An 18,793-nucleotide genomic window follows, 5' to 3' on the forward strand; every position below is an offset into this window, starting at 1 on the left:
GGTTTCCCATGAATGTTCTCGTGACAGGGTCCAAGGGCTTCCTCGGACAAGAAGTCGTGCGTCAGCTTCTAAGGCAAGGTCACCGCGTGACTGGCTATGATCGCAGCCTGACCTGTGCAATCGAAGCTGCTGACTACCAATATCGCCAGGGCGATCTGATCGACCTGGCCAGTCTGCTGGAAACCTTCCAGACCCAGAAGTTTGATGCTGTCATCCATACGGCAGCAATCTCCCACCCTGTTGATTCGCGGCGCATTCCTCTTCAGACCGTTTTGACCAACGCGCTGGGCACTACTCACGTGCTGGAAGCCGCACGCCTGAGCGGAACACCGCGAGTCGTGAACCTCAGTTCCGAATGTGCCTACGGCAATAACCAAGCACTCGGCGTGATCGACGAGTCGGTGCCGCTACAACCAACCACCCCCTACGGCTGCACCAAGGTATTCACCGAAAAGCTTGGCCAGGTCTACACCGACCTCTACCAGGTCAGTGTTGTTTCACTGCGCCCGGGCTGGATCTACGGGCCAGGCCAATTCATGCAGTGCTATCTCAAGGACTTGCTACGTGCAGCCATCGATGGAAAGCCACTCGCTGAAACCGCTGGCGGTGATTACCGCCTGCAATACGTGCACGTTACGGACGTAGCAGCGGCCTGCCTACTGGCGGCGACCGTTGAAGATGGTCGATTGACTCAGCGCGTGTTCAACGTCACCGCCGGCGAGCAGGAGAGCTATTCCTCAGTTGCCGAGCGCGTGCGCGCTCTATATCCGGCAGCGGACATTGCCATCGGCCCCGGCACGATTGACGTCCTCGATGAGAACGCCCGGTTCGACATCACCGCAGCACGTGAACAGCTCGCTTACCACCCTGAGTTTCTGTTAAGCGACGGCTTGGTGACCTACGCACGCTGGCTCGAAAACCACCCCTACTGATCGGGAACCGCTTCATGAAAACCTACCTTGTGACAGGCGCCGCCAATGGTATCGGCCGCGCTATCGCCCTCGCCTTGGCTGAAACTGGCGACACGGCAGTGCTGAATGATCTGAGCTTCAGCCATGAGCTTGAATCGCTGGTCCAGGAACTGGAATCCAAAGGTGTCACAACTCGTATTGCGTTGGGTGACGTCTCGTCGCCGACGACGGTGAAACACGCCTTCAGCGGATTGGAACGACTGGATGTGCTGGTAAACAATGCTGGCATCCTGAGCGAAGCGCCGATCACCCAGATGGCGTTCGAGCAATGGGACCTGATGATACGCGTGCATCTGTACGGCACCTTCCTGTTCGCGCAGGAAGCCGCTCGACTCATGACCCGACAAGGCAGTGGCGCCATCATCAATATTGCCTCTGACCTTGGCCAGCTGGGCTGCGCCAATCTGTGTCACTACTGCGCAGCAAAAGGTGGGATTATCGCTTTCACCAAATCGCTAGCCAGAGAACTCGCGCCCCATGCCGTGAGAGTGAACGCGGTGGCACCTGGTGGCACACTTACACCAATGGTCGAGCGACTTGGGCCGGCCTACGTGAAAGAAGAAGCGGCACGATATCCACTCCAGCGCCTCGGGACCGCAGACGAGATCGCTCATACAGTGGTGTTCCTTTCCTCCGAGAAAGCCAGCTTCACCACAGGCCAGGTACTGGGCGTGAACGGCGGCGGCGTGATGAACGGGTAAGGTCTGCTCATCAGCCCTGCTATCTCGGTAGCAGGGCTTCAAAAAGCCCACACGACTAGAGGTGGTCATGCTTGGAAATCTAAATGACGTGGATCTGCGGATGCTCCGCACGTTCTGCACGATTGTTGAAGCTGGGGGGTTCACTGCAGCCCAGACCCGTTTGAACATGAGTCTGCCGCGGCTGAGTGTCGTGATCCGCGACCTCGAGATTCGTGTGGGTTACTCGTTGTGCAAACGGGGAAAGTCCGGCTTTCAGCTCACAGAAGAAGGTTTGGCCACCTACAGCGCTGCCCAGGAACTCTTTGCCGATATTGAACGCTTTCGACAAAGAACAGTGGAGGTGAACGGCCGTAGCCAGGAACACCTTCAGCTGGGTACCGTAGACAGCTTGGCAACAATGCCGGAGAGCCCTCTTCCGAATGCAATTGCCCGTTTTCGCAAAAACCACCCAAGGATTCGCCTGCAGCTGCATGTGATGCGTCCCGATGAATTGGAGCAAGCAGTGCTGGAAGAACGCCTGCATTTGGCGATGGGGGCCTTTCACCATCGGCTCTCAGGCCTGGACTACAGACCGCTGTTCAACGAGGAGCAGAACCTCTACTGCAGCAGTGATCATCCGTTCTTTGAACGAGCAGATGAAACACTCTCCATCGAAGAGATCAGTGCTTCCGACTATGTGGATCGCGGCTACGTCGCAGAAAACCGCCGGCCTTACGAACTGCGCTTCAACAACATGATCAGTGCCTTCTCGATGGAGGCCATCGCACTGCTGGTTTTCTCGGGGACGTACATCGGCTACCTCCCATCCCATTATGCGAAAACCTGGGTCGAACAAGGGCGTCTGCGAGCGATTCTTCCGGATCGGCTCGCCTACACTTCAGCGTTTCACTGCATCACTCGGCAAGGCATGGACTTGCAGACAGGCTTGGCCAGCTTCCTCAACATACTCACAAGCGTCAATCAGCTATCTGCGAGTGAACCTCCGATGCCGGCAAGCACCTGACTGATCAGTGGAGGGTGCGACGAACGCTGCCCCCATTGATCCCGCGGGATATTCCCGATTCAGTTGCGGTAGTCGGGAGCGACTCGGTCTAGCATGCGCAGCAAGGCCTTCCAGGCCAGGGTAGCCGCATCGGGATCTGACAACTCACCCTCTTTCAGCTCGCGCTGCGGCTCATTGAATTGTCGCTCTGTATGGGCGCAAATTTCATGGCTAGGCAACAGCAACTGACCAGCCTGCTGGGCCGCGAGCTGTATCTCACAGGCTTTTTCCAGGTAGTACATCCTGATGAACGCTTCCCCCACGGTGCGTCCTCCCGTCAGTAGGCCGTGGTTACGCAAGATCATCACGTTCTTGTCTTCCAGATCCGCGACCAGACGTTGTTGCTCATCGAGATCCAAGGCAACTCCTTCATAGTGGTGATAGGCGACCTCGCCGTAGAACTCCATGGACATCTGATTCACGGGCAGTAAACCGCACTCCAGCGCAGCAACCGCACAGCCGGCGCGAGTGTGGGTATGCAGTACGCATTGAAGATCATGGCGCGCACGGTGGATAGCACTGTGGATGACAAAACCGGCTGGGTTGACTGCGTAAGGCGTATCGCCAACGGGCGCCCCATCCAGGTCGATCTTGACCAAATTGGAGGCCGTGATTTCATCGAACATCAGTCCGTAGGGATTGATCAGGAAATGATGCTCTGGACCAGGTATACGCACCGAGATGTGGGTAAAGATCAAATCAGTCATGCGGAAATGCGCGATTAGTCGGAAGCAGGCGGCTAGCTCTTCGCGCAGCACGTGTTCGGTTGGGGTCATGCATTTCGCTCCAATACTGATGTGAGGCTCTGGCTTGGTCGCTCTGTGTCCTCTCCAGCCATCAGCGACGTTAGTGGTCTACGCCGTCTGAAAAGCGAGTCACCTCTTCTCGAGGTAGTCGAGTGGGCACTGATCCTTAGGTTCAGTATGGGTGAATGAAAACTAGCAACAATCGAATTAATTTCGCTAGTGATGTAGTGTTAGTTTCACCAATTGCTCATTTTCTCCACGTGCGGGGCTTTATGCACTTCCCATCAATGACGGCGCTTCGTGCACTGGATGCGGTGGCACGACTCGGAAGCATCTCAAGTGCAGCTGACGAGCTCAGCCTCACGCGAAGTGCGGTCAGCCACCGCATCAGCACGCTTGAGGAACAGCTGGGGTTCGCGCTGACTGAACGAGTTGGCCGAGGCATCCGGCTAACGTTTCGAGGGGAGCAGTTCGCCCGGGAGGTGCAGCAGATCCTTGAGCGCGTTCAACTAGCCGCAGCAGGACAGCATGGGCAACAGATCGCGGGGCGCCTGTGCGTCAGTTGCAACACCGGTTTTGCCAGCGCCTGGCTGTGCCAGCACATCAATGAGTTCATGACGCTCTATCCTCAGGTTCAATTCCACCTGATCTCCCCACGAACCCCGGCCGATACCAGTTCGAGCGAAGCGGATATCTTCATTTCCTACGGCACGGGTGATTGGCCGAATCTGCAGGTAACGCCGCTGGTGGACCTGCATTATTTTCCGGTGTTGAGCCCTCAACTGCTCTATGCCAACGGCGGTCTCAGGCATACCGATGAGTTACTGAACTACACGCTGCTGCACATGAACGACTACACGGATTGGCGGGTATGGCTGGGGGCAGCAGGCCGCAACCAAGTTGATTCCTCCTCCGGAATTTTGTTCTCCGACGCCCCCTGTGCTCTGGCCGCCTGCTTAGCAAGCCAAGGCGTCGCGATGGGCGATAACTTGCTTAGCAGCGATGCACTGAGGCGTGGTCTCTTGGTGAGCCCGTTCGAGATCAGCACGCGCTCAAACCGGGCGTACTTTCTGGTCTGCCATCCAGCTAAGGCAGACCGCCCTATCATCAAGGCGTTCAGCGATTGGCTGGTTGAAACACTCGCTCAGACAACCTGACTCCGGTCCTTGAGCCGAACCAGCTCGAAGCTGGCCTATCTGCGCCAGTTGCATTAGCAATTTCAGATCCCCACGAGATCTCTATTCGGACGAAAAGCCGAGCCACAGACGCCGCTGCGCTCAAGGTGCTAGCCTGGCGCTGTACCTGTTGTCGCTGGTAATCGCCTTGGACGCCCTCCTGGTACTGCGCTGGTCAACCCGCGCTGAGGTTTCAGCGAAGATTGTCCGGGGCAATGTTGTACAACCGAAGCGCGTGCGCCATGACCTTGCTGAAGACTGGCGCAGAAACCAGACCACCGAAAAAGCCGTGCTTCGTAGGGTTGTCGATCATGACAACCACAACAAACTTCGGCTCGTCAGCAGGCGCGAACCCGGCGAACATCGCCCGGTACGAATTGCTCTGGTAGCCCTTACTGGTAGCGCTGGGCTTTCTGGCCGTGCCACTCTTGCCCCCGACGTGATAGCCCTGCACCTTGGCACGGTAAATACCTCTAGGTGCTTCGACGACCTGTACCAACATGTGCTTGAGTGCATCGGCCACTTCCGCAGGCATCACTTGGGTAGCCACCGGCGGTTTCAACACCCGCAACAGCGACACCGGCACCTGCCTGCCGCTGTTAACCAAAGTCGCATAGGCCTTGGCCAGCTGAACGGCCGTGACAGAAACGCCGTAGCCGTAAGACAGCGCCGCCGTTTCGGTGGGCCGCCACTGGCGACGGCTGGGCAGCACCCCTGAACGTTCTCCTGGAAATCCCAACCCGGTCGCCTCCCCCAGGCCGACCCGCTGCAGCAGATCGTGAATCGTCTCGCCGCCGACATCGAACGCCACCTGGCTGATCGCAACGTTACTGGAGCGTACCAGGATCCCGGTCATGTCAAGCCGCTCACCCGCGGTGCGAGAGGCATCGCGAATGGTGAACTTGCCAACCTTCAAGCTGCCCGATTTCACCAACACGGTGTCGGAAGCTTTCCAGCGCCCGGTTTGCAGCGCCGCTGCAACTGAAAAGGGCTTGATCGTCGAAGCAGGCTCGAACACATCTACCAGCGCCCGATTTCTCATTGCTGCGGGGCTGGCATGGGCGCGGTTATTCGGGTTGTAGGTCGGATAGTTGGCCAGTGCCAGCAACTCCCCAGTCTCAACATCGAGAATGACGACGCTGCCGGCGTCGGCGCCATTGTCGACCACGGCCTTTTCCAGCTCGTGGCTGGCGAAGTACTGCAGCCGCATATCCAGGGACAACGCCAGACCCTGCCCGGGCCTTACCGGCGAGGTTACGCCCAGGTCTTGGATCACCTGCCCTCTGCGGTCCTTGATAACCTGCTGCTTGCCGCTGACACCACGCAGGGACTGATCGTATGCGAGCTCCAGGCCTTCACTGCCCTTGTTGTCGATATCGGTAAAACCTACTACATGCGCGGCGATGGCGCCGGCAGGATAAAAGCGTCGCGACTCTTCGAGGCTATAGATGCCCTTGATGTGCTGTTGCTGAACCACCTGCAAAACCTGTCCGGCCTGCTCGGGGGAAAGGCGCCTACGCAGGTAGAAAAACGCCTTGCGCAGGTTATGGGACAAGCGTGTTTCCAATTCGGCTGGTGGCATTTCCAACGCCTGGGCGAGCACCGGCCATTTAGGCTTTTCGGTGGCCAGTTCACGCATGTCAGCCCATAGGCTCACCATCGGGGTGCTGACCGCCAAGGGTTGTCCGGCCCGGTCTGTAATCACCCCGCGCGGCGCAGGTTCAGACCAGTACCGTAGGCTTCGCGCATCGCCCTGTTGGCGAAGGAAGGCTTTATCGACGACCTGCAATTCGATAATTCGCCAGCACAGGACCAACGCCAGGATCAGCACAAGGCAAACGACGAACCTGAACCGCCACGGATAACCCGGCGGAGCTGCGTCAGCAGAAGACATGGCCATACTCACTTGCAACGGTTAATCAGTGCGGCAACCAGGCAGGCGGATCAATATCGAGCCCTTTCAGTACTTGCGCATTAATACTGCCGGTCACTGGCAATGCCTGTTCCATTTGCAATAGGTAGATGGCCTCTTGGGTTTCGCTGCCAAACAGCCCATCGATCTCACCGTGATAATAATTGCGCCCGAACAGAGCGACTTGTAGCTCGGCAATCAACTGTTTGCCGAGCGGTGTGAAAATGCTGCCTTGCGGTATATCTTGCGGCTGTGCAGACGCAGGCTCCAACGTACTGACAAACATCACAAGGCCCACTGCTGCCACAACTTTCCTGCCCTTCATGAGTGTGAACATCACCTTTTCAGAGAGTGAGCGATTAAAAAGCTGTTAGCTATTTGTCGGGCATTGTCCGCACCCCTATACTATAAATCAATTAACTATCAAGATATCTGATATGAACACAACTGATATCGACGCTGTCGACCTGAATTTGCTCAGGGTATTTGTCGCCCTGATCGAGGAAGGCGGCGCCAGTCGCGCGGCCATTCGCCTGGGCGTTACTCAACCTGCGGTCAGTGCAGCACTTGCCCGTTTGCGGGAAATATATGCCGACCCGTTGTTCGAGCGTACCGGCCGAGGCCTGCGCCCGACCATGCGTGCAAATGAACTGGCGCCGTTGATTGGCGAAGCGCTCAATTGCTGCCGGCAAGCGCTCGCGCTTTCCGTAGGCGGCAAAGACATCAAGGGCAGGACGATCACCATCGGCTTGTCCGATGACAGTGAAATCGCCCTGGGCCAAAGCCTGGTTTCGCAGATCGACGAGCACCTGCACGGTTTGCGCATCATTTTTCGGCAAACCCACAGTGGCTTGGTCCAGGACATGTTGATGCGCCATCAGATAGATATCGCCGTTTCTGCCGGTGGGCTATCTTCGCCGTTGATTGCGCGGCAACGCCTGGGACGGGGCAATTACCTGTGCATTGCCGATGCGAATAACGACATACCGACGACCGCTGAAGACTACGCCCAACGGCCCCACCTGCTGGTGTCGTCGGGCGGCTTCGTCGGCATCGTCGACGAAGGTTTGAATGCTGCCGGATACAAGCGCAGCATTCGCGCCTCGACCTCGCATTTCGCCGCAGTGCCGTTTCTGCTGGTAGGTTCGAAACTGATCACCACGGTGCCTACCCACGCGGCGCAGGCCATGGAACGCGTCAGCACGCTGCAAACCTTCCCCTGCCCTGTGCCCCTGCCCTCCTACGACCTGGAGATCGGCACACGGGTAGGCAGCAAGCACGACAACACGCTGCAAACGGTCAAGGCACTGATCATCGAGCTGGTAGAGAATTCCTTCTGCCTGTCCTGACGCTTGTGTCTGCATCGCCTCGGCTTGCGCGTGCATCGAGCGCCAGCTGAACGCACTTGAGGGCAAGCACTGTAGTCGGGTCAACCATCGCTACCCGGTGCCTGCCCAGCGGGAACGCATCCGCATGCGCAAGCACCAGGGGCAGCTCCGTGCAGCCCAGTATCAATACCCCGGCACCCAGCTCGCACAGGTGCTCCGCCACTACCAGCAACTGCTCCTTGCAGATGCCATCGGTAAAACCTGCCTTGATACCGCGAGGCCCATAAATGGCCTCCATCACCAGCGCTTGGTATTCATGGCCAGGCGTGATGATGTTCAAACCAGCGGACCTGGCAGCCTCATGGTAGACACGGCTTTGCACCGTACCCGAGGTGGCGAGCAACCCCAATGGCGTGCTTGCCCCATGCTGCAAGACGATGGACGCGATCGTCTCGTGGAGCATGTTGATGATCGGGACATCCAGATGCTGCTGAATACGCGCAATAAAAGCATGCGCGGTGTTGCACGGGATAGCGATGGCATCGGCACCGGCGTCAGCCAGCCGCTGGCAGGTGGCATAGAGCGCAATGGTCGGGTCCGTTTCAGCCCGGAGCAGGTTGGCGGTGCGGTCCGGGATCTGTGGGTTGTGCTCGACCACCATCTTGATATGGTCCTGGTCCTTGCCTGCAGGCGTATTGGCCACGACCTTGTCCATGAAATCCACCGTGGCTGCGGGCCCGACACCCCCGACGACCCCCAGCTTGAACGGCGCTGCTGCGTGCGAGTGCTGCTCGCTGGCAGCGAAATCGGCATAGATTTCGTTGCTGTCGAGCATGGCAATACCACTGCGTTGCAAAGCCACGCACACCAGCGCAAGTTCGGTCATGCCTGGCACGATGACCGCCGCACCTTGCGCCTGCAACGCGGCGGACAACCGCTGAACGGTTTCGAGTGACCCGCCTTCGAGCCCTCCCTCCTTGATCCCACCGGCACCGTACACCGCCTCCATGAGTGCCGCCTGCTCGGGGGCTGACGGGTAGATGAGGGTATGGCTGCCCAGATAGCGCTCGAACAACCCAGACTCACGCACCATATCCGACGTCAGTACCCCCAGGGCCGTCCCGGAGGCATAGCGGCCATCAATATGCCGCTTCACAGCTTCCATCATGTCGAGGATGCGCAGGCTCAATTGCGCCTGAACTTCGTCCAGGAACGTGTGGCTGGCGAAACAAGGCAACATCACCCGCTCGATACCGCGCGCCTCGAATACCTTGCACATCTCATAGACGTAAAACTTGCGGGACGCGATGTTGACCCCTTTGTTGAGCGGCAACGCGGCATCGTCGAAGGCCTGCTGCTCCAGTAGTAGGTGGCAGTGAAACTGCTCCGCAAGCACCTGCCGTGATCTGGTCAACTTGAAGAACAAGTCCGCACATGCCAGCGCCCCAAGCCCGCCGATCACCCCGATCTTCTGCACCGTGACATCACCACCCGCTTGCATCTTTATTTTCATGACCTTGGCCTGTTGGATATTAACCACGGACAAGCCACTCACGGCGCGAACCCTGAGTGGCTTAGCCTGATTCAAAGCGACTCGCAGACCTGGCCCTGTACCGGCACCGATAAGTCTTCCTTGATGAGCCGAGCGGGCAGCGCCAGGATCAACGTCGTGGCCCCCACGACCAGCAGGCCGGCGAACAGGTACAGGCCGATGTCCAGGCTACCGGTATTGGCTTTGACCAGGCCTAGCACCGTAGGGCTGGTGAAGCCGCCAAACAGCGCCAGGGAGTTGATCAGCGCGATGCCGCCAGCAGCCGATTCGCGGCCCAGGTAACGGGTGGGGATGGTCCAGAATAATGGCATCGAGGCATACAGGCCCACCGCCGCCACGCTCAAGGTACCCAGGCCCAGCACCAGGTTGCCCGGTACGAAGGTGCAGGTGATCAGGGCACAGGCGGCCACCACCATGCAGGTTGCCAGGTGCCATCTGCGCTCGCCCACGGCATCGGAGTGCCTACCGATCACAATCATCCCCACAGCACTGGCCATGTAAGGCACAGCCGTCAGCAGGCCGATATGGAAAGGATCTGAAACGCCGTAGCTTTTGATCATCCCCGGAAGCCAGAAACCGAGAATGTAAAGCCCGGCCATCACCGAGAAATACACCAGTGCGAGCGCATAGATGCGTGGGTCGCGTACTACCGCACCAAGCCTGTGGCTTTCGCTGCTGGCGGGTGTACCGACTTCCAGCGCGATGCGCTTGCGCTCATCGCTGCTCAGCCATTTGGCTTGCTCGGGGCGGTCGATCAACATGAAGCCGGCGAGGATGCCCAGGATGACAGCTGGCGCCCCTTCCAGCAGGAACATCCACTGCCAGCCACTAAACCCACTGACACCCTCCATGGCACGAATGATCCAGCCTGAAACCGGCCCGCCAATGATGCCCGCGAGGGCAATTGCCGACATGAACACGGCGATCACACTGCCGCGCATGCGCACAGGGAACCAATACGTCAGGTAGAGGATGATCCCCGGGAAAAAACCGGCTTCGAACACCCCCAACAAAAAACGCGCAATGTAAAACTGCAGCGGCGTCTGCACGAACATCATGCAGGACGACACGATCCCCCAGGAAATCATGATGCGCATGATGGTCTTGCGCGCACCGATCCGGGTCAGGAGCAGGTTGCTGGGCACCTCAAACAGTACATAACCAATGAAGAACACGCCGGCACCGAGGCCGTAAACGGCATCGCTGAGATTCAGGTCCTGCTGCATGCGCAACGCCGCAAACCCGATATTGACCCGATCTAGGTAGGAGACGATATAACTGACAAACAACAAGGGCAATATTTTCCAGGCAATCTTCCTGTACAACATGAGCGAATCATTATTCATTTCTGACAAGCCTCAAATATTTTTCTTATTGATCCAGGGCTACGTGAAACACAGGTATTGCAAGACGACATCAAATAACCGATGCACGCCAGACTGAACAAACGCCTGGCATCAGGAAGATGCCAGGGCAGGTAAAGACAGCGTTACGTTATCGCTGAAACTTCACCGAGGCTTTCGCCCGCTCATCAACTATCAAGGTGAAGACATCAGGGCGTGAATAATGGCCGACCACATCAAAGTCATAACGCGCCTTAACCAGATCCGCCGAGTCGATCTGGGCCACCAGCAAGCCAGAGCCGTGCTTCAATGGGCCCGCGATGACCTCGCCCATGGGGCCGATGATGACGCTGTTACCCTGCATCAGTAGACGGTCGTCATCCCAGTGCGGCAGGCTCACCCCCAAGTCGCGCGGTGACGGCTGGTACTGGCAGGCACTGACCACGAAGCACCGCCCCTCATGAGCGATATGGCGCATGGATATCTGCCAGTTATCGCGCTCATCCACCGTCGGCGCACACCAGACCTCGATGCCTTTGGCGTACATCGCCGTGCGCAGCAGTGGCATGTGGTTTTCCCAACAGATCGCTGCCCCGATCTTGCCCACTGGGGTATCGATCACGGGAATAGTAGAGCCATCGCCCTGGCCCCAGATCAGGCGCTCGCTGCCGGTGGGCATCAGCTTGCGGTGGTTCGCCACCAGGCCTTCTTCCGGTGAGAAGAACAGCGCAGAGCAGAACAGGGAACTGCCAGCGCGTTCGATGACGCCAACCACCAATTGCGCGCCGGTACGTTGGGCCAAGCCTTCGAGCTCCGCTGTTTCAGCACCGGGAACATCAATGGCATTGGCAAAATAATGCCGAAAGGCTTCTCGGCCTTCAGGCAGGCGATATCCCATATACGTACCAAAGATTTCGCCCTTGGGGTAACCGCCCAACAAAGCTTCCGGCATCACCACCAGCTGGGCGCCGGCCTCCTTTATTTCAGACTCGTAGGCAAGAATCGCCTCCAGGGTTTTCTGTTTGCCGTCCGGGTGCGAACCCATTTGCAGTGCAGCAACAGTAGAAATAGTCATACGTTGTTATTCTCAGGTGATGGAAGGTTGATGAATACTCCTCCCCGCCTCGATATAGAGCAACGCGCAAAAAAGCACATCTGATATCAACTTATTTTATATCATGCCGCACTTTTCGCTCGGATTTCAACACCAACTGAAACATCACGACATCAATTGAAATTATATCAGATATTTAAAAAACCCCATTGCCGTATAATTCATTGACCGTAAAATAATCGAAATCCGAGGAAGCGAGAGCTGATTAAGCGGTAATGGTTTATTGATGACATACCCCACCCACCTATCGGACCGGGAAGCCAGTAACAGAATTGTAAGAACCCGCATTATCGCCAGCGCCCTTCTGGTACTGGCCTTGACAATTGCATTGGTCTGCCGATTGTTCTTCTTGCAAGTCACTCAACATGATCTACACGTTGCTGTTGCAGAAAAGAACCGCATCCATATCCGGCCACTGCCTGCCGCACGGGGCATTATCTATGACCGGAACAAAGTGGTGCTGGCCGACAATATTCCTATCTTCAACTTGTCTATCCTCCGCGAAAGCGCAGGCAATGTGCAGGCGGTCGTCAAAAAGCTCGGCCAGGTCCTTGCGCTGAACACCGAGCAAATGAACAAGATGGACAGGGCTCTGCATCGCCCGCGCAGAGCCTTCGAGCCCGTCATCCTGATGTCGGACCTCACTGAAACACAAATTGCACGGGTCGCGGTGAACCAATTTCAGTTACCAGGCGTGGAGGTTCAAGCGCAGTTCTCCAGGGTTTATCCGTTGGGTGAGCACTTTGCGCACTCGGTCGGTTATGTGGGGCGCATCAACGAAAAAGAGTTCAAGCACCTCGATCACGCTAAGTACCTGCGCACGCAACTGATCGGAAAAACCGGCATCGAGCGGTTTTATGAGAATGTTCTGCATGGCGAGATGGGTTTCGAAACAGTAGAAACCAATGCTCAAGGCAAGGTCATGCGTGTGCTGGGCCGTCACAACCCCGTGCCGGGCCAGGACATCGTGCTGACGCTCGATGTGGCACTGCAGGCCGCTGCCGAGCAGGCATTGGGAGACCGGCGTGGCGCGTTGGTTGCACTGGCCCCCGACACAGGGGAAGTCTTGGCCATGGTCAGCCGGCCAAGCTTCGACCCCAACCCGTTCGTCAAAGGCATCACGGCCCGCGACTATGCGACCTTGCGCGACTCAGCCGATATGCCGCTGTTCAACCGCGTGCTTCGCGGGCTCTACCCGCCTGGTTCAACGATCAAACCCATGGTCGTGGTTGCAGGTCTGGACAGTGGCGTGATTACCCCAAGCCAACGGGTATTCGACCGTGGCTACTACGAACTGCCCAATTACAATCACAAGTACCGCAACTGGAATCGGGCGGGAGACGGCTGGGTCGACATGTACGACGCCATCATGCGCTCCAATGACACCTACTTCTACGACTTGGCGCACAAGCTAGGTATTGAACGGTTGGACACCTACCTCAGTGAGTTTGGCCTCGGGCAGAAGATCTCAATTGATCTGTTCGAAGAGTCCCCTGGGCTGATGCCATCCCCCGCATGGAAACGCGCAACCCGCCGTCAAGCATGGTACCCGGCGAAACGCTGATACTGGGCATCGGACAGGGCTATATGCAGATGACGCCCCTGCAAATGGCGCAGGCCACCAGCCTGATTGCCAGCAAAGGCATCTGGCACCGCCCACATCTGGCGCGCTCAATTGGAGGCGAGAAGCCAGGCGATCCCCATCCGTTTCCCAATATCACCCTCAAGGATCCGAGGGTCTGGGACGAGGTTGTAAAGAGCATGGAAATGGTCATGCACAACCCTCGAGGAGTCGGGCGCCGGGCGGCCCAAGGTGCGCACTATCGAATAGCCGGAAAGAGCGGGACAGCACAGGTCATCGCGATCAAGCAGGGTGAACGATACAACCGCAACAAGACCCAGGAACGCCACCGGGACAACGCGCTTTTTGTCGGCTTTGCCCCCGCGCAACGTCCGGCCATCGTGGTCGCGGTCATGATTGAAAACGGAGAAGCCGGGGCCAGAGTGGCGGGGCCGGTGGTGCGCAAGGTCATGGACGCCTGGCTATTGGATGCGAACGGGCAACTTAAGCCGAAATTTACCGTCCCGAATACCCTGCAAAACGCCTCGATACCCAATGCGATAGGTGCCGACGCACGCACTGGAATCCTCTGAAGCCTGTACACGGGAATCGAACATTGTATATAAGGAGCGATGCATGCGGCTTTTAAAAGCCCTTGGCTGGTGTACGTTGGCAATCACCAGCGTGATACTGCTGGGCGCAAGCAGTACGTATCTTTACCTCAGCCCACAGTTGCCCGATGTAGCAACCCTCAAGGACGTGCAACTGCAAGAGCCACTGCAAGTAGTGAGCGCCGACGGAAGACTGATCGCCGAATTTGGAGAAATACGTCGAATCCCCCTGCCCTACTCGCAGATTCCCAGCGACTTCCTGGCCGCTTTCATGGCCGCAGAAGATGCCAACTTCTACCACCACCCTGGCGTCGACCCTACAGGCCTGATGCGTGCGGCTTTAGCCTTGGTCATGAGCGGCCATGTACGCTCCGGGGGAAGCACCATCACCATGCAGGTGGCAAAGAACTTCTTCTTGAGTAAAGAACGGACATTCTCTCGCAAACTGACCGAGATACTGCTGGCCTTGAAAATAGAACGGGCCTTATCAAAAGATGAAATTTTCAACCTGTACGTCAACAAGATCTACCTGGGCAAGCGGGCTTATGGCATCGCTGCAGCCGCTCAGATCTATTACGGAAAGCCGGTATCGCAACTGACGCTGGCACAGACCGCAATGATCGCGGGTTTGCCAAAGGCACCCTCACGGTTCAACCCCATCAACAACCCCACAAGGGCCAAGCAGCGCCGAGACTGGATTCTGGGCCGGATGCTCGCGCTGGGTAGCATCGATGACGCTCGTTACCACGCAGCGCTGGAAGAGCCCATCACAGCCCGCTATCACGCGCCTGAAACCGAAGTCCTTGCGCCTTACATCGCTGAAATGGCCAGGGCGCAGATGTTCGATCGTTTCGGGGATCAAGCCTACACGCAAGGCTTTCGCGTGGTGACAACCGTCTCCAGCAAGTTGCAGCAGGCCGCTAACGATGCGTTACAAAATGGTTTGAAAACCTATGACAAGCGCCATGGCTATCGCGGCCCCGAAGGCCATTTCCCAGGCAACCTGAGCCAGGCATGGCTGGAAGGATTGAAAGCGTATCCCGTGCTTGGGGGGTTGAAAGCCGTAGCCGTCACTAAGGTCTTCGACAACCGCATCATGGTGGTCGACCAGACCGGTCAGCAACGCCCAGTCGCTTGGCAGACCATGGCATGGGCGCGCCCATTCATTAACCACAGTGCATTAGGGCCACAACCCCTGCGGCCTGCAGACGTGGTCAGGCCAGGCGACGTCATCAGGGTTGATCAGGAAGACTCCCAGACGCTCAGTTTTAGCCAGGTACCCAAGGTTCAGGGTGCGCTGGTTTCGGTAGCTCCGCAAAATGGCGCGATCCAGGCTCTTGTCGGTGGCTTCGATTTTCACCAGAGCGGTTTCAACCGTGTGGTGCAAGCCAAGCGGCAACCGGGCTCTAGCTTCAAACCTTTCATTTATTGTGCGGCGCTCGACAACGGATACACACCGGCAAGCATCGTCAATGACGCCCCTATCGTGTTGGGCAGCGACTACTCAGGGCCGGCATGGCGCCCACAGAACGAAAACCGCACGTTTCTTGGTCCCATTCGCCTACGTGAAGCGCTCTATCGCTCCAGGAATATGATCTCGATACGCCTTCTGCAGGCCATGGGGATCGACCCGACCATCGACTACATCACGCGTTTCGGATTCGATCCCAAAGACATGCCGCATAACCTCTCCCTCGCCTTGGGCACAGCTTCCGTGACGCCTATGGAAGTTGTCGGCGGCTGGAGTGTCCTCGCCAATGGCGGCTACAAGGTCACGCCGTTCTTCATTGACAGGATCGAAGACCGCATAGGCCGGGTTGTCTTCCAGGCTGCCCCCGCACTGCGCCCAGCGAACAGAATCCAACGCCAGAATCCGTCGCTGAACAGGTGGTAGACAGCCGTACGACTTACTTACTCACAAGCATGCTCCAGGATGTCATCAAACGCGGCACCGGTCGTGCCGCTTCAGCTATGCATCGCCCAGACATCGCGGGGAAAACGGGTACCACGAACGAAGCCAAGGACTCCTGGTTCACGGGCTACAATGGCAATTACGTGACGAGCGTCTGGGCAGGATTCGATCAGCCGCAGAGCCTGGGGCGGAGGGAATGGGGGGTAACCATTGCCCTACCTATCTGGATGGACTTCATGAAGGAGGCACTTGCAGGGACAGCCCCTTACTCGCAGCCTGAGCCCGACGGGATCATAACCCGGCTCATTAATACCGATGACGGTACGGCGGCAACTGCGCACGGGCCGAAGACGGCCTTGGAGGTTTTCAAAGTTGAGAATTCACCGGAAGTGCACTCGATCGGTGTCGACTCTTCTGCGAACGCCGGAGACCAAATCCCACAGGATCTGTTCTGATAGAAGCCACTGAAATGTGGTAGCGAAAATAGAAACTGCCGATGAACCTCGACCTAGGATGAGTCTGGGGCCAAACAACACGCATCAATCAAGGATAGCTACCATCTGGAGCGGCTTAACTTGGCCAGTTTGTTTTCAGGAGAGATCGTTGGGTAGATCGAAAATCGTAGGCGCTTTGCTGCGCATGCCACTTCAAGTAATGAATTACGTGCTAGCGGTGGCAGAACAAGGTTCTGTCTCATCAGCCGCTCTCTGCGTCAATCTGACCGCCTCTGCTTTGGGACGGCAAATTCACCAACTGGAGCATGAGTACCCCATGACCTCAGAGTTCCTTCGAAATTATCGAGAGGTTTTCACTGACCCAGAGTCGGCCTATTCCACGTCTATGCTTAGAGACATCGAGCGTGGTGAAAAAACCGAAGGTGAACACATTCTGGGCTATGTTTTACGAGAGGCCATTACCTACGGCATTCGAAGCCCAGTACCGCGCCCAGTACGGCAGCCATCAACAGGCGTACGAGGATTCGCACGATCCCGCGCTCATCGCCAATGTCGGCGAACTCGGCCTGGATTGTTTGCCAGATCAGATCCATGGACGGGGTCCGGGCCGTTTACACGTTCGGCCTCTGCTGGCGCGTACGCGGATAGGCGTTTTCATGATCTCGATGGGCATGGCCGGGTCTTCCGGAGGCAGTTACAGTGTGTGACTGCGAGCTTGCTGCATCGAACGCTCAAATGGTCACCGTGCAGTATTCGTGGGCAAACCTCTTGTTCGTCTCTGCAATTAACGGTCAGCATCAAGTAGCGCGGGTCGCCGTAGATGTTCTCGACGCGTGCTGTGTGTCCTTAAGGCGTTCGGACCAAATTGACGGAAATCCGCAGCCGCTTCAGTCGACTCCATGTCCCACCACTGGTCGCAAATAGCGAACGGCTGGTTATGCTGACCACTCTCCTATTCTGAGCGCCGCAGAACGCATCCAGGCTGTCGTAGCTTAGTGTCCTATTCCGTCGCTCGCTGTCCCGCCCGCTTCTCGTACGAGCCTTGCTAAATGCTCGACGGATATCGCGCGGTTATAAAAGGTCAGATGACGCCGACATTCCCGCCGGCGTCACCCGAGCAGCGTTGAACCAAGAGTCGAGAGGCTCTGCTGCCTGTGGCCGCTGGCCAGGAGCGTACTATGAACTTCGAAGAACACGACAAGTACGGTATGTACAAGGGACGGCGACAGCGGTCACCATTCTCGATCGTGCATCCTGCTGGGGGTATCGCGGGTATTTTTGGGGGTACATTTCTGCTTTTTGAAGCCAGAAATGCCGTTCCAGAGGCCTTTCCAAAAGTTCTTCGGGGATCCGGACAGTCTCTAGGCATCGTCGGGCGGGTTGTTCATCTAATCATTTCTGCCGCCTCATAGATCATGGAGATCTATTCATTTCCATTGCGTAGATTGCCAAGTTGAGTTCAGACCTCACTCCGACGCTTTTCAAAACGCTGCCAGAAAGTCGGCAGCTCACTCCTAGGCTGCTGAAGGCTTGACCAGACCTCTAGCAGCCGTGATACCGCAATCCTTCGCACATCGACCACCAAGCCAGCCTGAAGCAGCTCATCTCGGCTTGCAAAGAGCGCTTGGCCTAGATCGGCCTCAAGCTCAATCTGCGTGAACGTTACATCGAAAAAGCGTTCGTGCGTCTCTTGAAATTTGTCCTTGTAACGAACCCTCACCAGAAGCACCAGATTGTCATTCAATGCTAGGGCTCCGGGCAGAGCATTGGCACCTGCAAAACGCTTCACCACCTCATCCATGCCATCTGGTGCTTCATCGACCGAATAGAGCTCGCCCGTATAGGCGCCAACCCAGGTAACTAAGGAGTAATAATTTTCAAGGGGAATATATGCGACGGGTAAATCACGGCACTTCTTCTTGTCGTATTCCCTGGCCAGATCAATAGTGCACATTCCGCTGATCACAAGAAAGGGCGCTTGGGTGACCTGCAGTTCTGTCAGCTCCTCACCCGTGTTTTCGATCACCAAGCGCCGAACGTAACTGGACTCGTGTTCATAGCCCTGACGCCAGACCTTCAACGCAGGTTGCTGCAGGCGCTTTTGCAGATTCAGCGTCTGGGTGTCGCCACGTCGCTTGTTTAGCTCGAGGATGCACTTCACATAGGTTTCGTAATTGTCGTTGGTTGACAAAATCCCCGCATCGACCGCTGACGCCTGGATTTTCGAACGTTGAGAAGCCGAAAGCTCACCACCTGATTTTTCGGCCTCACTACGAATGATCAGACCCACCTGATTGTCGATGCCAAGTCCGCCTCCACACAGACCAATGTCTCGACTATCCGGCTTAGCGTCAGACAGGGTGTCGACCG

At 57.1% G+C, this 18,793-nt stretch carries 13 protein-coding genes and 4 pseudogenes; 9 read left to right on the forward strand and 8 right to left on the reverse strand.

Annotated elements, in window-relative coordinates; all coding sequences use genetic code 11:
* The first annotated feature begins 8 nt into the window (after positions 1-8).
* The 3 genes from AB5975_25640 (at position 9) to AB5975_25650 (ending at position 2,675) form a co-directional block, all read left to right on the forward strand.
* Positions 9-932, forward strand: a complete 924-nt coding sequence (locus AB5975_25640; GenBank protein XDR19830.1) for an NAD-dependent epimerase/dehydratase family protein — start codon at positions 9-11, stop codon at positions 930-932.
* Positions 933-946: 14 nt separating this feature from the next.
* Complete coding sequence (locus AB5975_25645; protein XDR19831.1) at positions 947-1,672, forward strand: SDR family NAD(P)-dependent oxidoreductase; 726 nt, start codon at positions 947-949, stop codon at positions 1,670-1,672.
* A 67-nt stretch (positions 1,673-1,739) separates the two neighbouring features.
* Positions 1,740-2,675: a LysR family transcriptional regulator gene (locus AB5975_25650; GenBank protein ID XDR19832.1), complete on the forward strand. Its 936-nt coding sequence runs from the start codon at positions 1,740-1,742 to the stop codon at positions 2,673-2,675.
* Between the two features lie 59 nt (positions 2,676-2,734).
* On the opposite strand, the gene AB5975_25655 is transcribed toward AB5975_25650, so the two are convergent.
* Positions 2,735-3,490 carry a class II aldolase/adducin family protein gene (locus AB5975_25655; GenBank protein ID XDR19833.1) on the reverse strand — a complete coding sequence of 252 codons (756 nt, stop codon included), beginning with the start codon at positions 3,488-3,490 and terminating at the stop codon, positions 2,735-2,737.
* A gap of 155 nt (positions 3,491-3,645) precedes the next feature.
* On the opposite strand from AB5975_25655, the gene AB5975_25660 reads away from it, so the two are divergent.
* Positions 3,646-4,617, forward strand: a complete 972-nt coding sequence (locus tag AB5975_25660) for a LysR substrate-binding domain-containing protein (GenBank protein XDR19834.1) — start codon at positions 3,646-3,648, stop codon at positions 4,615-4,617.
* 211 nt (positions 4,618-4,828) lie between these two features.
* Here AB5975_25660 and AB5975_25665 read toward each other — a convergent pair whose 3' ends face one another.
* Positions 4,829-6,529, reverse strand: coding sequence for a peptidoglycan D,D-transpeptidase FtsI family protein (locus AB5975_25665; protein XDR19835.1), 1,701 nt, complete (start codon positions 6,527-6,529; stop codon positions 4,829-4,831).
* A 25-nt stretch (positions 6,530-6,554) separates the two neighbouring features.
* Positions 6,555-6,884: a peptidoglycan-binding protein gene (locus tag AB5975_25670; GenBank protein XDR19836.1), complete on the reverse strand. Its 330-nt coding sequence runs from the start codon at positions 6,882-6,884 to the stop codon at positions 6,555-6,557.
* A gap of 100 nt (positions 6,885-6,984) precedes the next feature.
* Between AB5975_25670 and AB5975_25675 the strand changes: the two genes are divergently transcribed.
* Complete coding sequence (locus AB5975_25675; GenBank protein XDR19837.1) at positions 6,985-7,896, forward strand: LysR family transcriptional regulator; 912 nt, start codon at positions 6,985-6,987, stop codon at positions 7,894-7,896.
* On the opposite strand, the gene AB5975_25680 is transcribed toward AB5975_25675, so the two are convergent.
* From AB5975_25680 to AB5975_25690, 3 genes are all read right to left on the reverse strand, one after another.
* On the reverse strand, positions 7,859-9,388 hold the full coding sequence (locus AB5975_25680; GenBank protein ID XDR19838.1) for an aspartate/glutamate racemase family protein: 1,530 nt from the start codon (positions 9,386-9,388) through the stop codon (positions 7,859-7,861). The genes AB5975_25675 and AB5975_25680 overlap by 38 nt on opposite strands.
* A gap of 71 nt (positions 9,389-9,459) precedes the next feature.
* Entirely contained in the window at positions 9,460-10,773 is a 1,314-nt protein-coding gene (locus AB5975_25685) for an MFS transporter (protein ID XDR19839.1), read from the reverse strand.
* Between the two features lie 148 nt (positions 10,774-10,921).
* Entirely contained in the window at positions 10,922-11,845 is a 924-nt protein-coding gene (locus AB5975_25690; protein ID XDR19840.1) for a carbon-nitrogen hydrolase family protein, read from the reverse strand.
* A gap of 265 nt (positions 11,846-12,110) precedes the next feature.
* Between AB5975_25690 and mrdA the strand changes: the two are divergent.
* From mrdA to AB5975_25705, 3 pseudogenes are all read left to right on the forward strand, one after another.
* Positions 12,111-14,038: pseudogene (mrdA, locus tag AB5975_25695) on the forward strand (penicillin-binding protein 2).
* Positions 14,039-14,081: 43 nt separating this feature from the next.
* Positions 14,082-16,423, forward strand: a pseudogene (locus AB5975_25700) (penicillin-binding protein 1A).
* A gap of 199 nt (positions 16,424-16,622) precedes the next feature.
* Positions 16,623-16,847 (forward strand): annotated as a pseudogene (locus AB5975_25705) (LysR family transcriptional regulator).
* Positions 16,848-16,893: 46 nt separating this feature from the next.
* Here AB5975_25705 and AB5975_25710 read toward each other — a convergent pair.
* Positions 16,894-17,016 (reverse strand): annotated as a pseudogene (locus AB5975_25710) (MgtC/SapB family protein).
* Between the two features lie 585 nt (positions 17,017-17,601).
* Here AB5975_25710 and AB5975_25715 point away from each other — a divergent pair.
* A complete protein-coding gene (locus AB5975_25715; protein XDR19841.1) occupies positions 17,602-17,835 on the forward strand; it encodes a hypothetical protein in 234 nt (77 codons plus the stop codon).
* A gap of 47 nt (positions 17,836-17,882) precedes the next feature.
* Here the strand turns inward: AB5975_25715 and AB5975_25720 are convergent, their stop codons facing one another.
* Complete coding sequence (locus AB5975_25720) at positions 17,883-18,713, reverse strand: hypothetical protein (protein ID XDR19842.1); 831 nt, start codon at positions 18,711-18,713, stop codon at positions 17,883-17,885.
* Positions 18,714-18,793 lie beyond the last annotated feature (80 nt).

Source organism: Pseudomonas putida, assembly GCA_041071465.1.
GTDB classification, from domain to species: domain Bacteria; phylum Pseudomonadota; class Gammaproteobacteria; order Pseudomonadales; family Pseudomonadaceae; genus Aquipseudomonas; species Aquipseudomonas putida_P.

Bases quoted from the DNA above. Each gene is read 5' to 3' on its own strand.
- AB5975_25640 (XDR19830.1), top strand. From the start codon at position 9: ATGAATGTTCTCGTGACAGGGTCCAAGGGCTTCCTCGGACAAGAAGTC.
- AB5975_25645 (XDR19831.1), top strand. From the start codon at position 947: ATGAAAACCTACCTTGTGACAGGCGCCGCCAATGGTATCGGCCGCGCT.
- AB5975_25650 (XDR19832.1), top strand. From the start codon at position 1,740: ATGCTTGGAAATCTAAATGACGTGGATCTGCGGATGCTCCGCACGTTC.
- AB5975_25655 (XDR19833.1), bottom strand. From the start codon at position 3,490: ATGACCCCAACCGAACACGTGCTGCGCGAAGAGCTAGCCGCCTGCTTC.
- AB5975_25660 (XDR19834.1), top strand. From the start codon at position 3,646: ATGAAAACTAGCAACAATCGAATTAATTTCGCTAGTGATGTAGTGTTA.
- AB5975_25665 (XDR19835.1), bottom strand. From the start codon at position 6,529: ATGTCTTCTGCTGACGCAGCTCCGCCGGGTTATCCGTGGCGGTTCAGG.
- AB5975_25670 (XDR19836.1), bottom strand. From the start codon at position 6,884: ATGTTCACACTCATGAAGGGCAGGAAAGTTGTGGCAGCAGTGGGCCTT.
- AB5975_25675 (XDR19837.1), top strand. From the start codon at position 6,985: ATGAACACAACTGATATCGACGCTGTCGACCTGAATTTGCTCAGGGTA.
- AB5975_25680 (XDR19838.1), bottom strand. From the start codon at position 9,388: ATGAAAATAAAGATGCAAGCGGGTGGTGATGTCACGGTGCAGAAGATC.
- AB5975_25685 (XDR19839.1), bottom strand. From the start codon at position 10,773: ATGAATAATGATTCGCTCATGTTGTACAGGAAGATTGCCTGGAAAATA.
- AB5975_25690 (XDR19840.1), bottom strand. From the start codon at position 11,845: ATGACTATTTCTACTGTTGCTGCACTGCAAATGGGTTCGCACCCGGAC.
- AB5975_25715 (XDR19841.1), top strand. From the start codon at position 17,602: ATGAACTTCGAAGAACACGACAAGTACGGTATGTACAAGGGACGGCGA.